Here is a 14,511-nt window from a genome sequence, read left to right on the forward strand (position 1 = left end):
GTTTTTAAGGATACTCCCCCAATTTCAGGGATTTTTGGCATTTCCGGCAGTGCTGCGACGGCAGTTCAGGCGGCGGTCGCGACTTTTAATCCCAACTGCAGCAGCGCATCCCAGGCGTCGCCGGCAAATGCTTTGGCACGTAAACCTTTGACCATCTTATCGACTTGCGAGGCTTCTTGCAGCGCTGTTTGCAAGGTCTGCAAACTGACTCTGCGTAATGCCGGGTCCATGAGTTTTTCTCTGGGTCCCCAAATTCTGTATTCTTTCAGCAGGGCAGATAACGGCCGCCCTTGCTGCATGCCGGATTTCAGTTTCAGCAAAGTGCGAATTTCTTCCGCCATCGCCCACAACACCAGCGGCAATGCTTCACCTTCACCTTTAAGTCCGTTCAGCATCCGCGATAAACGGGCAACATCGCCAGCCAGCATCGCTTCATTGAGTTTGAACACATCATAACGGGCAACATTCAGCACCGCGTCGTGGATTTGTTCAAAGCTGAGCTTCCCGGCCGGATGCAGTAAAGCGAGTTTTTGTATTTCCTGATGCGCAGCAAGCAAATTGCCTTCGACGCGATCGGCGATGAAATCCAGGCTTTGCCTATCCGCGCTTTGTTGCTGCAAGGCGAGACGCTGACTAATCCAGTTCGGCAAATGATGGCGTTCGACCAGCGGAATATCGATATACACCGCGGCTTGTTGCAGACTGCTGACCCAGGCCGCTTTTTGCGTTGCCCAATCGAGCTTGGGCAAGGTAATCAGCGTCAGATTATCCGGCGACAGATTTGCCACATAATCCTGCAGCGCTTGTCCGCCATCCTTGCCGGGCTTGCCGGTCGGAATGCGCAGATCGATCAGTTTTTTATCGCCAAACAGCGACTGCGACTGATTCGCTGCCAGCAGCGCGCCCCATTTGAAACTGCGCTCGACGGTTAAAATTTCACGCTCATAAAAGCCCTGCGCTTTCGCCGCGCGACGGACTTTGTCCGCAGCTTCGAGTGCGAGTAAATGCTCATCGCTGGTGATCACATACAGTGGTGCCAGCGTTTTCGCCAGATGGCCATCGAGGGCATCGAAGCGCAACTGCATTTATTGATCCATCTTCACAACAGACAGGCGGCGCATAATCTGCTGCACCAGATCGCTTTGCATATCGCGGTACAACAAGGCTTCTTCGGATTCTTTCGCCAATACCTGTGCTTCATTAAACGTGATCGTGCGTTTCAATTGCACCGTCACTGGCTCCAGATATTCTTTACCGACCGCATCACGCAAACGGAAACGGAAGTTATACAGCAGATTGTATTCACGTACCCGGCCCTGGCTATTCAAGGACAGAATTTGCTTTTCACGGGTTTCGCTGAGGACATCCAGTATCACTTCCGCATCTTTCGCCTCAGCCGTGATCTGCGTCTGCCCGTTCGCGCGTATCTGACGTTTTAACTCGCCGCCCAGCGAAGAACCATCAGACAGACCGATATAAATACTTTTAAATGGAAAGCTGACCGGTCCACGCAAGGTGAAACCGCATGCAGACAAACTCACCAGCATGGCGACTGCGAGCAGCCATGTCAGTTGACGTGAAAAAACAGAACGCATGCGGTGTACTCCTGTAACAAAAATTAAGCGACGATATTGACCAGTTTACCCGGTACAACAATAATTTTCTTCGGCGCACCTTCGATGAAACGCTGCACGCTTTCGCTGGCCAGCGCGGTGGCTTCTATCGTGGCTTTATCCGCATCTTTACTGACCTTGATGCTGCCGCGCAATTTGCCGTTTACCTGCACCATCAGTTCGATTTCATCCTGCACCAGTGCTGCTTCATCGACCTGCGGCCATGGCGCATCGATCAGCTCGCCAAGCTCGGCGGCAAAGCCAAGTTCTTGCCACAGCGCATGCGTGATGTGCGGGCAAACCGGATACAGGCCGCGCAACAAAACGCTGAACGCTTCACGCAATGCGGCAGCCGAACCTTCGGCTTCCGATTTGAATGACTCTATCGTGTTGAGTAACTTCATCGCACCGGAAACCACAGTGTTGTATTGCAGGCGATCATAATCGGCATCGATTTGTTTCAATGTCAGATGCACTTCACGGCGCAATACTTTCACGTCCGCCGCGTAATTCGCCGGTGCTGTCGCACCAGTGGCAATCGTCGCAGACAATTTCAATGCTGATGCCCACAGGCGGCGCAGGTAACGCGAGGCGCCTTCGACACCGCTGCTGCTCCAGGCAGCACTTTGATCCGGTGGGCCTGCAAACATCGTGAACAGACGTGCCGTATCAGCACCGAACTGGGTGATGATGTCTTTTGGTTCAACCACGTTGTTTTTGGATTTCGACATTTTTTCTATGCCGCCCATTTGCACTGGCTGACCATCAGATTTCAGGCTCGCCGATACCGGACGGCCTTTGTCGTCGTGTTGTACTTCGATTTCATTCGGATAGAACCAGGTCTTCTTACCGCTGGCATCTTCGCGGTAGAACGATTCGTTCAGCAACATGCCTTGCGTGAACAGATTTTTGAATGGCTCGTCAATCTTGACCAGACCCATATCGCGCATCGCTTTGGTCCAGAAACGGGCGTACAGCAAATGCAATACCGCATGTTCAACGCCGCCGATGTACTGGTCCATTCCCTTAGGACTCATCCAGTAATCATTGCGCTCATCGACCATCGTCGTCGCATCCGGGCAGGTATAGCGCATGAAATACCAGCTGGAATCGACGAAAGTATCCATGGTGTCGGTTTCACGCTGCGCTGGCTTGCCGCATTTAGGGCAAGGCACATTCAAAAATTCTGCATGCGTTTTCAGCGGATTACCGGAACCATCAGGAATACATTCGGTTGGCAATACCACCGGCAAATCTTCGTAAGGCACGGGTACATCACCGCAGCATTCGCAATGAATGATAGGAATCGGCGTGCCCCAGTAACGTTGACGGGAAATGCCCCAGTCGCGCAAGCGCCAGGTGGTTTTTTTCTCACCGACGCCTTTGGCTGCGAGATCAGCGGCGACAGCATCAAACGCTTGCTTATAAGTCAAATCGTCATATTTACCACTGTTACAGGTAGTTAGAGTGGTTTCATACTTATCGCCATACCAGTCGTGCCAAACTTTTGGATCAAATTCCACTGCAGCTTCTGCAACCGTCTGCCCTTCGCCCCTGTTTTTATCTTTTATAACAATACTGCGATAAACCGGTTTGATTTCAATTTGGTATTTATTCGCAAATGCAAAATCGCGTTCATCATGTGCAGGTACACCCATCACAGCGCCGTCGCCATAAGTCATCAGCACATAATTGCCGACCCAGACTTCGACTTGCTCACCGGTCAGTGGATGCGTGACGAATAAGCCCGTTGGCAGACCTTCTTTTTCCTTGGTCGCCATTTCGGCTTCCGTCGTACCACCGGCTTTGCATTCTTCGATGAACGCTGCCAGTTTTTCGTTATTTTTTGCAGCGACAGTCGCCAGCGGATGCTCCGCCGCCACGGCGCAGAACGTCACGCCCATGATGGTGTCTGGACGAGTCGTGAAGACATACATTTTGCCGTCTTGTACCAAGGCGCCGGTGTCGTCTTTGATCTCGTGACTGAATGCAAAGCGCACGCCTTCGCTCTTGCCTATCCAGTTACGCTGCATGGTGCGCACTTGTTCTGGCCAGCCATCGAGCGTATCGATACTGCTCAGCAATTCCTCGGCGTATTGGGTGATGCCGAAGTAGTAACCGGGGATTTCACGTTTTTCCACCAACGCTCCAGAGCGCCAGCCGCGACCATCAATCACCTGCTCATTCGCCAGCACGGTCTGATCAATCGGGTCCCAGTTCACGACCTGAGTTTTTTTGTAGGCGATGCCTTTTTCCAGCATCTTCAGGAACAGCCACTGGTTCCAACGGTAGTAATCGGGATCGCAGGTCGCTACTTCACGCGACCAGTCGAATGCCAGCCCCAGCGGTTCCATCTGCGACTTCATGTCTTCGATATTCGCGTAAGTCCATTCTGCCGGTGATTTTTTATATGCAATCGCGGCATTTTCGGCGGGCAGACCAAATGCATCCCAGCCCATCGGCATCAACACGTTATACCCCTTCATACGCAGCTGGCGGGCCAGCATGTCGTTGATGGTGTAGTTACGCACGTGACCCATGTGCAGCTTGCCGGAAGGGTAAGGCAGCATGGAGCAGGCGTAGTACTTGCCTTTAGGGAAACGTGGATTGTTTTCTACGGCCTTATAGGCGTCGATTTTTTTCCAATGGGATTGCGCCGATTGCTCGACGTCGGAGGGCGTGTATTTTTCTTGCATGACGTGACCAGAAGTAGATGCGGGAATGACTCAGAACCTTAGATTATAACTGGTTCAGGGGTGATATTGAGCAATGCTTGCGAGCATCAGGGTTTGACGGTGACCGGTTCCGTCACGGGTTGCATCACAAACGCAATTTTGTTCAGCCCCTGCGCCTGCGCCGCCGCCATCAGTTGCGCAATCATGTCGTAACGGGTGGATTTGTCGGCGCGTAATTGCAGATCGGGTTGCGGCTGTTGCAAGGCTGCCTGCCGGAAACGGGGCTCCAGCGCCGCCAGATCTGTCGCAACGCCCTGCAGATAAATGATGCCTGCGGCGTCAATCGCAATTTGCAGCGATTCTGGCTGTTGCTGACCGGCCTTCGCCGCAGCCTGTGGCAAATCTAATTTGATCGCTGGCGTCATCAGTGGCGCGGCGATGATGAAAATCACCAGCAACACCAGCATCACATCCACCATAGGAGTGACATTGATATCGGCCATGCTGTGCATCTGTGAACGTCCGGCTTTGTCATTAAACGAACCAAACGCCATGCTTACACCTGTTTTTCAGAATGTTGCTGATCGCCGTCGCGACTGCAATGCGCATGCAGATCATGCGCAAAGCCATCCAGCTCAGCGAATGTCATGCGATTGAAACGGTTAAAGACATTGTAAGCAAGCACGGAAGGAATGGCGACAATCAGACCAAAAGCGGTCATGATGAGTGCTTCACCGACTGGCCCGGCAAGCTGATCTATCTGTATCGTACCTGCGGACGATATCGTCGTCAGCGCATGATAAATGCCCCATACCGTACCAAGCAAGCCAACAAACGGCGCAGTGGAACCAACGGAGGCCAGCACCGTCAAGCCATTTTCGAGACGACTTGTGGTTACCTGCAGTTGCTGGCGCAAAGCACGCGTCAGCGCGTCATTCAGACTGCTGTCAGCACTCAATGTTGATGCACGCTGAGCGGCATCCATTGCCGACATCGCCGCTACAGCCAACGACAGATACACCTGCTCTTTATCGCGCTGTTGTAACAGCATCTGCGCATCGGCCATACTCGGCGCGAGCCAGAATTTCGGCAAGAACGGTGCTGCTTTACGCACACGCCAGAAAGACCAGGCTTTGGCAAAAATCAGCGCCCAGCTCAACAGAGACATCAGCAGTAAAAGATAGGCAATGGCGTGCCCGAACTGATCTGCCTGCTCCCAGTAATGCGCGATTGCAGCGTTCATTGCGATAGATAAATTAGTGGTTATTCAGCCCGAGCACGTCGTACATATCGAACAGACCGGTTGCCTTATCGTTCAGAAAACGTGCCGCCCTCAGACTGCCGTGCGCGTAAGTGACACGACTGGAGGATTTATGCGAAATTTCTACGCGCTCACCGATACCGGCGAACAACACCGTGTGATCGCCGACAATATCACCGCCACGTATCGTCGCAAACCCGATAGAAGACGGATCACGTTCGCCCGTCACACCTTCGCGCGCAAAGACGCCGACTTCTTTCAGATCGCGTCCCAACGCATCCGCAATCACCTCGCCCATTTTGAGCGCGGTACCTGAAGGCGCATCAACTTTATGTCTGTGATGTGCTTCAACGATTTCGATGTCATAGCCTTCGGCGAAACTCTTGGCTGCCATTTCCAGTAACTTGAGCGTGACATTAACGCCAACGCTCATGTTCGGCGCAAAGACAATCGCGGTTTGTTTGCCCGCTGCTGCAATGGCTGCCTTACCGGCATCGTCAAAACCTGTCGTGCCGATAATCATTTTGATGCCATGCGCGGCACAGTAGTCGAGATGCTTCAACGTCCCTTCAGGACGTGTGAAGTCAATCAGAAATTCTGCGTTGGCCAATGCCTTAGCCAGATCAGACTCAATCAACACACCGGCAGGTTTGCCCAGAAATACGCCAGCGTCGGTACCTATTGCCGGGGAACCGGCAACATCCAACGCACCGGCCAGCACCATGTCGTCTGCGTTGCTGATAGCTTCAATCAGCATTTTCCCCATGCGGCCGGAAGCGCCCGCCACCGCTACTTTTAATGCAGTCATACCAGCTTTCTTTATTTTTTATCTTTTTTCTTCGGCGTGCCGTCGAGATCATTCAGCGACTCAACTTTATCTAAGCCCAGCGCCGACTCGGTAATCCTTGCCAGATATTCTTTTTCCGTTGGCAGACTACCGCCTTCAAATTTAGAAACCGTATTGTTTTTAAAATGAATGGTGACCTGACTGACTACCTGTTCGCCATTCGGCTTAGTCAGGCGGAAAGGATAATCCCAGCGGTCTTCGTGGAACATATCGGTCAACAAAGCGGTACCGAGCACAAAACGGACTTGCTCACGCGTCATCCCTTCTTTGATCTGCGCCATCATTTCCTGAGAAACGAAGTTACCTTGCTGAACGGTAATACGATATGGGGAAATATAGCCCAGGAATTTACTCACCCCTGTCGGTGCGTATATTTGCGTACCGGCCGTTGCTGACACAGCTTTGTCCGCCACTGGCGGTTTCGATGCGCAAGCTGATACGCCCAGTAATAATGTCATGCCTGCAAGCCGGATGGCTTTACCTTGAACAGATTTTGAAAACAACAATCGCATAGGTACCCTCAGTAATTGAGCAACATGCCCTAAAACCCGATATCATAAAGCAGATAGCCCTCTTTTGACCGAAAACATGACAAACAGCACTCCAAATCTGAAAGCCAGCGGACTTAAAGCAACCTTGCCACGCCTGAAAATCCTCGAAATTTTCCAAAGTAGTAAGGTTCGCCATCTGACTGCAGAAGACGTCTATAAAATACTTTTGAATGAAAATATGGATGTCGGTCTGGCAACTGTCTACCGCGTTCTGACACAATTTGAACAGGCAGGCCTGCTGCACAGGAATCATTTTGAAACTGGCAAAGCTATTTTTGAATTAAACGAAGGCTCACACCATGATCATCTGGTCTGCCTCGATTGCGGTCGTGTTGAAGAGTTTTTTGATGCGGAAATTGAACAGCGCCAGCATACCATCGCTCTGGAGCGCGGCTTTAAAATCGCAGAACATTCACTCGCCATCTACGGTAGTTGCACGAAAGAGAACTGCGAGCACAAAAATTAAGTATCAACGTGCTCATACCAATGAGCATTGAAGCGCTTGTAACCGGATGCGTGAGTGTGTTGGGTTATTTTTTTATTTTTGCAGCGACACCAGCAACGGTATCGATAATTTTCTGCGCATTAAATGGCTTCAGAATAATGCCATGTATGCCTGATTTCACCGCTTCCGACAAAATGTCCTTATCGTGACTCGCTGTCACCAGCAATATTCTGGTATCAGGCAACATATCTTTAAGTTTTGGCAGCACGTCAAGACCACTGACTTTGGGCATCACCACATCCAGCATAATCACGTCCGGCCGTAGTTTGAGCGCCATATCCAGCCCGGTTCCACCGTCTGTCGCCTCACCTGCAACCGTGTATCCCTCGTTGCGCAACACGACACGTAACACTTCGCGGGTAATATCGTTGTCGTCGATGAGTAATATGGAAATATTTTTATTTAACATCGCATGTCTCTTTTACTGACTCAAGGCGTTAGAAAGTAATTTCGCCGTAATATCGACTATCGGTATCACTCTTTCATACGCCATCCGCGTCGGACCGATCACACCCAGGGTGCCGACAATCTTACCGTTAACCTCATACGGCGCAGTGACAACGCTCATCTCATCCATCGGCAACAACTGCGATTCCCCACCGATAAAAATCTGCACCCCCGTCGCTTTACACGATACATCCAGCAATTGCATCAGACTGCTCTTTTGCTCGAACATGTCGAACAGCTTACGCAGTGATGTCATATTGGACGATAAATCCTGCACATTCAGCAAATTGGTTTTTCCTGAAATAACCATTTCATCACTTTGCTCAGACAAGGCATCACTGCCCGCTTCGACAGCGGCTTGCATCAGACTAGTCATATCTGTTTGCAACTGCCGTAATTCGCTATTAATACCGAGGCGTGCATCTTCAAAAGCATGTCCGCTGAAATTCTGATTCAGATAATTAGCTGCCTGTGACAACTGCGCCGGGCTGTAATCAATATCCGTCAGGAGCAAGCGGTTATGCACTTCTCCGGTCGGCGCCACAACTACCAGCAAAATGCGTTTTTCCGACAGCCGCAAAAATTCGACCTGCTGAAAAATGGATTCGGTTTTCGGCGTCATAACAACACCGGCAAATTGCGACAACGAGGATAATATCTGTGCGGCATTCGCAATGATTTTTTGCGGGGGTTGAGATAACAAACCCGATTGCAGCCGGGATTCCAGCCCCAGTTCACTGATTTCCTGCACCGTCAGTAATTTATCAACAAATACGCGATAACCTTTGGGAGTGGGAACGCGGCCAGCCGACGTATGCGGGCTGGCAACCAAGCCCATCTCCTCCAGATCAGCCATCACATTACGGATAGTCGCCGGCGACAGATCAAGGCCGGAAATTTTTGAGAGAGCACGCGAACCTACAGGCTGACCATCGGCAATGTAGCGTTCTACGAGGGCTTTTAAAAGAGTTTGAGCGCGAGTGTCTAGTAGCATCTGTTCATTTTATGCGACTGAAGCAAACATGAACATAGAAAACTTCATAACCATTTTGTCAAATCATGTAAATTTTTAAATTCCGCATCAGGCTGAATATGTTGATGGCGGTCATCCTTGATCTCCAGACTATGCCGGTTCATCCATGCACCACGCAATCCTGCCTGTTGCGCGCCTTGCACGTCGAGCAATAAATCATCGCCGACATATAAGGCTTCGTGCGGTTTTACGCCCAGTGCTTCACAGGCGGCGAGAAATATGCGCGGATCAGGTTTTGCGCAACCAAACTCACGTGCCGCAATCGATGTACGGAAATGTGAAGCAAGGCCAATTTCACACAGATCAGCAAAGCCATTTGAGACCGAACCCAACAGAACCCGCTGCGACAATACCTTTAGCGCTGGAACGACATCATCATACAAACTCACCTGATTGCGGGCATCGGCAAATACCGCCATGGCCTGATCGGCCTTCGCGACAGGCACATCATGTTCTGCGAATATCTGGCTAAGCAAGGTATGTCGCAAGACCCACAGGTCGTATTGAAAACGGGGATCGGTTGGTACCAGCTTATTGCGACGTTGCCGCATTGATTCGACGGAATAATTCGCTGCCACTGCTGGCACATGTTCCTGCATCCACTGATACAAGCTCGCTTCCGCATGTTGAATCACCGGCGCAACCGGCCACAAGGTATCGTCTAAATCCAGCAATACAGCTTTAATTGTCATAAATAGCAGTCAGTTGATTCATTTCTACGCTAATTATGGTCTAATCTGACGAATCACGTCACCACTCTTTTTTTATGACTGTCCCTTCAAAAACGATTGCACTTGTTGGTAAATTTAATGCTCCCGGTATAGCAGAATCAATGAGTGAACTCGCCAGCTTTCTTGACCGCGCAGGCAATACGGTTGTGATCGAAGCTGAAACGGCGCAATACATAGAATTACCGGGGTTTCAGGCCATGTCAGTCGCGGACATAGGAAAACATGCAAATGCCGCGATTGTGGTCGGCGGCGACGGTACGATGCTCGGTATCGCCCGGCAACTGGCGCAATACCATATCCCACTGATAGGCATTAATCAGGGGCGGCTCGGTTTCATTACAGATATCCCGCTCGATCGTATGATTCCGGTGATTGCTGAGATGCTGGAAGGCAAATACGTCTCTGAACGGCGCAGCCTGCTGCAGGCTATCGTTGTCCGTGAAGGACATCAGATCTTCAGCGGTCTCGCCTTTAACGACATTGTAGTGTCACGTGGGACCGGTTCCGGCATGGTCGAGCTCAGTGTCGAAGTCGATTCGCATTTCATGTATAACCAGCGCTCGGATGGGTTGATTGTCTCCACCCCGACTGGCTCCACTGCGTATTCTCTCTCAGCAGGCGGGCCGCTGCTGCACCCCAGCCTGAGCGGCATCGTCATGGTGCCAATCGCACCGCATGCTTTATCGAATCGCCCTATCGTCCTGCCGGAAAGCAGTGAAATCGTGATCGAAATCGTTGCCGGACGCGACATCAGCGTCAACTTTGACATGCAAACCTTTGCCAGCCTGTTGCGTCAGGATCGCATCGTCGTCAAACGTTCCAACCACACGGTGACTTTCCTGCATCCTCAGGACTGGAATTATTACCATACGCTGCGGGAAAAACTGCACTGGAACGAATACCCTACCGTGGAAGGCGCGCTGAATTAATGGCAAACGGCTCTCCGCTGAATTGGGGGATGCGAGACACTGCTTATAGGGTTACTTATTGCTAAAATAGCTTTGCTAATCCAGTCTGAATTTTTTCCTTTTTTCATTTCGTTTTTTTATTTCGTTTTTTTATTTTTAACTACTCCTGCTCCTATGCTGCGCACGCTTGCCATTCGTGATTTTGTCATTGTTGATGTTCTTGAACTGGAATTTTCATCCGGCTTCAGTGTCCTGACGGGTGAAACCGGCGCAGGTAAGTCGATACTGATCGATGCACTGACACTGGCACTCGGTGGACGTGGGGATGCGAGCATGGTGCGCGAATCTGCCGCGAAAGCAGATATCTCTGCCGAATTTTCGGTCTCGGATAATGTCCAGCAATGGCTGCTGGAAAATGAATTCAGCGATCCTGAGCAACAGTTGATTCTGCGCCGCACGATCGATAATGCTGGACGCTCGAAGGCCTGGATCAACGGCATCACAGCCACCGCGACGCAATTACGCGAACTGGGTGATCTGCTGGTCGATATCCACGGGCAACACGCGCATCAGTCTTTACTCAAAGCAGAAGCACAACGCTCACTGCTGGATATGCAAGGCGGCTTACAAGAGAACGCCGCAGAAGTTGCAACGCGTTACAAAGCCTGGCGCAATCTGAGCCGGCAACGCGAAGAATTTGAAACCAACGCCAAGAATGTCTTGCAAGAGCGCGAGCGTCTTGAATGGCAGGTAGGTGAACTCGACAAATTGCAAATCAAAGCAGGCGAATGGGAAAACATCAGTCAGGAACACAGCCGTCTGGCACATGCAGCAAGCCTGCTTGATGGCGCGCAAGAAGCGGCAGCACTGATTTCGGATTCAGAACATCCAGTGCTATCGCAACTGACTGCCGTACAACAAAAATTACTCAAGCTGCTGGATTACGATGCCGCGCTGAAACCGGTGACTGAAGCGCTGGAATCTGCCTGCATCAATTTGCAGGAAACAACTTACGCGCTGAACGATTATCTGAATCGCACCGAGCTCGATCCGGCACGCTTACGTGAAGTCGAACAGCGCGTCGAAACCATACATACAACTGCGCGCCGCTTTCATGTCGCTCCTGAATATTTACATCAGGAATTTGCAACTTTATCTGAGCAATTAAAACAGTTGTCCGATGCCAGTGATATGGACGCGCTTCGCTTGCAGGAAGAAAAAGCGTATCAGCATTATCTGCAAGCCGCACAACAACTGAGCAAAGCGCGCGAAAAAACCGCAAAAACACTGAGTGTCGCGGTAACGGCGGCAATGCAAGAATTAAGCATGGCCGGTGGCAGTTTTGCCGTCAGTCTGAATCCATGTGAGCCTGCTGCATACGGTATCGAGCAGATTGAATTTTTAGTCGCCGGTCATGCCGGGGTGCAGGTCCGTCCGCTGGCCAAAGTGGCGTCCGGTGGCGAACTGGCGCGCATCTCTTTAGCCATTTCCGTCATCACGTCTGGTGCGACAGCAACGCCGACCCTGATTTTCGACGAAGTCGACAGCGGTATTGGGGGCGGTGTTGCGGAAGTGGTCGGACGTTTACTGAAACGCCTGGGACAAGACCGGCAGGTATTGTGCGTCACCCATTTACCGCAAGTGGCGAGTCAGGCGAATCAGCATTTTCAGGTCAGCAAAACGAATCACAACGGCAAAACCATCTCTCATATCGATGCTCTTGATAACAAACAACGCGTCGAAGAAATCGCCCGCATGCTGGGTGGCATAGAAATCACGGCAACCACTCGTAAACACGCCAGAGAATTACTGGCTTCTTAAAAAAATAAATACCATGCGCTTTCTGAAAGAACCTGATTACTCCCACGGAAAAATCGGAAAAACGGCGGTCGTACTGATTAATCTCGGTACGCCGGATGCACCGACCAGACCGGCAGTGCGCCGCTATCTGAAACAGTTCTTATGGGACAGACGTATCGTCGAAGTACCCCGCGCAATCTGGTGGCTGATCCTGCATGGGATTATCCTGCCTTTCCGCTCCGGCCAGTCAGCGAAGAAATATGCGTCTATCTGGACGAATGACGGCTCGCCGCTGAAAGTACACACGGAAAAACAGGCCGTACTACTGAAGGGCTATCTTGGCGAACGTGGTCATGAGGTACACGTCACTTATGCGATGCGCTACGGCACACCGTCGATACCCGATGTGCTGCAAAAGCTGAAAGCAGATGGTTATGATCGCTTATTGATTTTGTCGGCTTATCCACAATATTCTGCGACAACGACCGGATCGAATTTCGACGCGGTATTCAGCCATTATCAACAGGTCAGAAATATTCCTGAACTGCGTCTGGTCAAAAATTATCATGATCACGAGGCTTACATAGAAGCGCTGCGGCTATCAGTGCTGGCAAGCTGGCAAACCAACGGCAGGCCAGAAAAACTGGTAATGAGTTTTCACGGTTTGCCAAAAGCCTTTCTGTTGCGCGGTGACGTCTATCATTGTGAATGCTACAAAACCGCACGCCTGCTTGCTGAAAAGCTAGGCCTATCGAAAGATCAGTACATCGTCACTTTTCAGTCGCGTTTAGGAAAAGCCGAATGGCTGCAACCTTACACTGCACCAACGGTAACGCAACTCGCCAAAGATGGGGTGCGGCGCGTTGATGTGATCTGCCCCGGCTTCATCGCCGACTGCCTGGAAACGCTGGAAGAAATTGCGATGGAAGTACGGGCTGACTTTCTGCAAGCCGGTGGTAAAGAATTTAATTACATTCCTTGTCTGAACGAATCGCAATCCTGGTTACGCGCTCTGGCGGAAATTGCGGAACAACATCTGATCGGCTGGCCAACCATGCTGACTGTCAGCATGCGCGAAGAACAGAAGCAACAGGCACTGCTCAGCCGCGCCGAAGCCAAACGCATGGGTGCGAATCAATAAGCGCCAGTGACATGACAACAGCCACATATTTTATCGGCGACATTCAAGGTTGCGACGATCAGTTGGGTGAACTGCTGCATCGCATAGAACAGCGCTCGCCTTCCGTCCGCTATCTGTTTGCCGGTGATCTGGTGAATCGCGGTCCGAAATCCTTGCAGACTCTGCGTCGCGTCCGTGCTTTGCAACAAGCCGGGCGAGCAGAGAGTGTGCTTGGGAATCACGATCTGCATCTGCTGGCGGTTGCTCATGGCATACGTCCCGCGCATCGCAGCGATACGCTTACAGAAATATTAAATGCGCCGGATTGCGCTGAATTGCTGGAATGGTTGCGCCAGCGGCCGATGGCGATAACAGAGCAACAGCACTTACTGATCCATGCCGGACTTTTCCCGTCGTGGTCAGCCGAAAAAACCATGGCACTCGCGGGTGAAGTGGAAACCATGTTGCGCAGTGCGGACTGGCTGGGCTTTTTACGGCAAATGTATGGTAATACTCCGGCTTACTGGGATGACGGTTTACAGGGAGCAGATCGCTTGCGCTGCATCGTCAATGCCCTGACACGGATGCGTTTTTGCAGCATTGAAGGACAGATGGATTTTGCCAGCAAGGATGGCGTCGGTACTGCTCCGCAAGGATATGCGCCCTGGTTCGATCTGCCACGCGCCTCGGACAACAGCACGGTGGTGTTCGGTCACTGGTCCACTTTAGGACTGGTATTGCGTCCCAATCTGATCAGCCTTGATACCGGTTGCGTCTGGGGCGGTAAGCTGACCGCAGTTGCTCTTCACGACAGAACGCTGGTACAGATCGACTGCCCGCAACAGCAAAAACCAGGCTGATATAAGCAACATTTTTCCCATTAGAAACAATCTAACGGCAAGTGCGCGCTCAGCCCACTTGCCGTTGTTGTATTCATGACGGCGACGACGCAAAACAGTTGTGAACAATGTTTAAAACATTACATTCAAATAATAATTTAGCAATTTTCTGATCTATACT

15 protein-coding genes are annotated in these 14,511 nt (G+C 51.2%); 5 read left to right on the forward strand and 10 right to left on the reverse strand.

From position 1 onward, the window contains the following. Nucleotides 1–65: 65 nt before the first annotated feature. The 7 genes from holA to H8K29_RS07370 all read right to left on the reverse strand — a co-directional run bounded on the left by holA (nt 66) and on the right by H8K29_RS07370 (nt 6,854). On the reverse strand, nt 66–1,085 hold the full coding sequence (gene holA / locus H8K29_RS07340) for a DNA polymerase III subunit delta (RefSeq protein WP_186897029.1): 1,020 nt from the start codon (nt 1,083–1,085) through the stop codon (nt 66–68). Then, entirely contained in the window at nt 1,086–1,595 is a 510-nt protein-coding gene (lptE, locus tag H8K29_RS07345) for an LPS assembly lipoprotein LptE (protein ID WP_186897030.1), read from the reverse strand. 23 nt (nt 1,596–1,618) lie between these two features. Beyond that, entirely contained in the window at nt 1,619–4,309 is a 2,691-nt protein-coding gene (gene leuS / locus H8K29_RS07350) for a leucine--tRNA ligase (RefSeq protein WP_186897031.1), read from the reverse strand. Nucleotides 4,310–4,395: 86 nt separating this feature from the next. Beyond that, nucleotides 4,396–4,842, reverse strand: a complete 447-nt coding sequence (locus H8K29_RS07355) for a biopolymer transporter ExbD (protein WP_186897032.1) — start codon at nt 4,840–4,842, stop codon at nt 4,396–4,398. A gap of 2 nt (nt 4,843–4,844) precedes the next feature. Then, nucleotides 4,845–5,531 (reverse strand): MotA/TolQ/ExbB proton channel family protein, encoded by a 687-nt coding sequence (locus H8K29_RS07360; RefSeq protein ID WP_186897033.1) that lies wholly within the window; start codon nt 5,529–5,531, stop codon nt 4,845–4,847. A gap of 13 nt (nt 5,532–5,544) precedes the next feature. After that, a complete protein-coding gene (dapB, locus tag H8K29_RS07365; protein WP_186897034.1) occupies nt 5,545–6,357 on the reverse strand; it encodes a 4-hydroxy-tetrahydrodipicolinate reductase in 813 nt (270 codons plus the stop codon). 11 nt (nt 6,358–6,368) lie between these two features. Beyond that, on the reverse strand, nt 6,369–6,854 hold the full coding sequence (locus H8K29_RS07370; RefSeq protein ID WP_186882860.1) for an outer membrane protein assembly factor BamE: 486 nt from the start codon (nt 6,852–6,854) through the stop codon (nt 6,369–6,371). A gap of 130 nt (nt 6,855–6,984) precedes the next feature. On the opposite strand from H8K29_RS07370, the gene fur reads away from it, so the two are divergent. Next, nucleotides 6,985–7,413, forward strand: coding sequence for a ferric iron uptake transcriptional regulator (fur, locus tag H8K29_RS07375; RefSeq protein ID WP_186882859.1), 429 nt, complete (start codon nt 6,985–6,987; stop codon nt 7,411–7,413). A 64-nt stretch (nt 7,414–7,477) separates the two neighbouring features. Here the strand turns inward: fur and H8K29_RS07380 are convergent, their stop codons facing one another. Genes H8K29_RS07380 through H8K29_RS07390 form a run of 3 tightly spaced genes read right to left on the reverse strand, consistent with a single transcriptional unit; the run spans nt 7,478 to nt 9,624 of the window. After that, a complete protein-coding gene (locus H8K29_RS07380) occupies nt 7,478–7,861 on the reverse strand; it encodes a response regulator (RefSeq protein WP_186882858.1) in 384 nt (127 codons plus the stop codon). A 12-nt stretch (nt 7,862–7,873) separates the two neighbouring features. Continuing rightward, entirely contained in the window at nt 7,874–8,893 is a 1,020-nt protein-coding gene (gene hrcA / locus H8K29_RS07385) for a heat-inducible transcriptional repressor HrcA (RefSeq protein WP_186897035.1), read from the reverse strand. 44 nt (nt 8,894–8,937) lie between these two features. Next, nucleotides 8,938–9,624, reverse strand: coding sequence for an HAD family hydrolase (locus tag H8K29_RS07390; RefSeq protein WP_186897036.1), 687 nt, complete (start codon nt 9,622–9,624; stop codon nt 8,938–8,940). 74 nt (nt 9,625–9,698) lie between these two features. Between H8K29_RS07390 and H8K29_RS07395 the strand changes: the two genes are divergently transcribed. The 4 genes from H8K29_RS07395 to H8K29_RS07410 all read left to right on the forward strand — a co-directional run bounded on the left by H8K29_RS07395 (nt 9,699) and on the right by H8K29_RS07410 (nt 14,351). Beyond that, nucleotides 9,699–10,592, forward strand: coding sequence for an NAD kinase (locus H8K29_RS07395; RefSeq protein ID WP_186882855.1), 894 nt, complete (start codon nt 9,699–9,701; stop codon nt 10,590–10,592). Nucleotides 10,593–10,745: 153 nt separating this feature from the next. Next, the gene (gene recN / locus H8K29_RS07400) at nt 10,746–12,392 is read left to right on the forward strand and encodes a DNA repair protein RecN (protein WP_186897037.1); all 1,647 of its coding nucleotides are present in this window, start codon (nt 10,746–10,748) and stop codon (nt 12,390–12,392) included. 13 nt (nt 12,393–12,405) lie between these two features. Further along, the gene (gene hemH, locus H8K29_RS07405) at nt 12,406–13,512 is read left to right on the forward strand and encodes a ferrochelatase (RefSeq protein ID WP_186897038.1); all 1,107 of its coding nucleotides are present in this window, start codon (nt 12,406–12,408) and stop codon (nt 13,510–13,512) included. Nucleotides 13,513–13,523: 11 nt separating this feature from the next. Then, a complete protein-coding gene (locus H8K29_RS07410) occupies nt 13,524–14,351 on the forward strand; it encodes a symmetrical bis(5'-nucleosyl)-tetraphosphatase (RefSeq protein ID WP_186897039.1) in 828 nt (275 codons plus the stop codon). Nucleotides 14,352–14,511: the final 160 nt, after the last annotated feature.

The organism is Undibacterium sp. CY21W (genome assembly GCF_014284265.1).
Classification (GTDB): Bacteria; Pseudomonadota; Gammaproteobacteria; order Burkholderiales; family Burkholderiaceae_D; genus Undibacterium; species Undibacterium aquatile.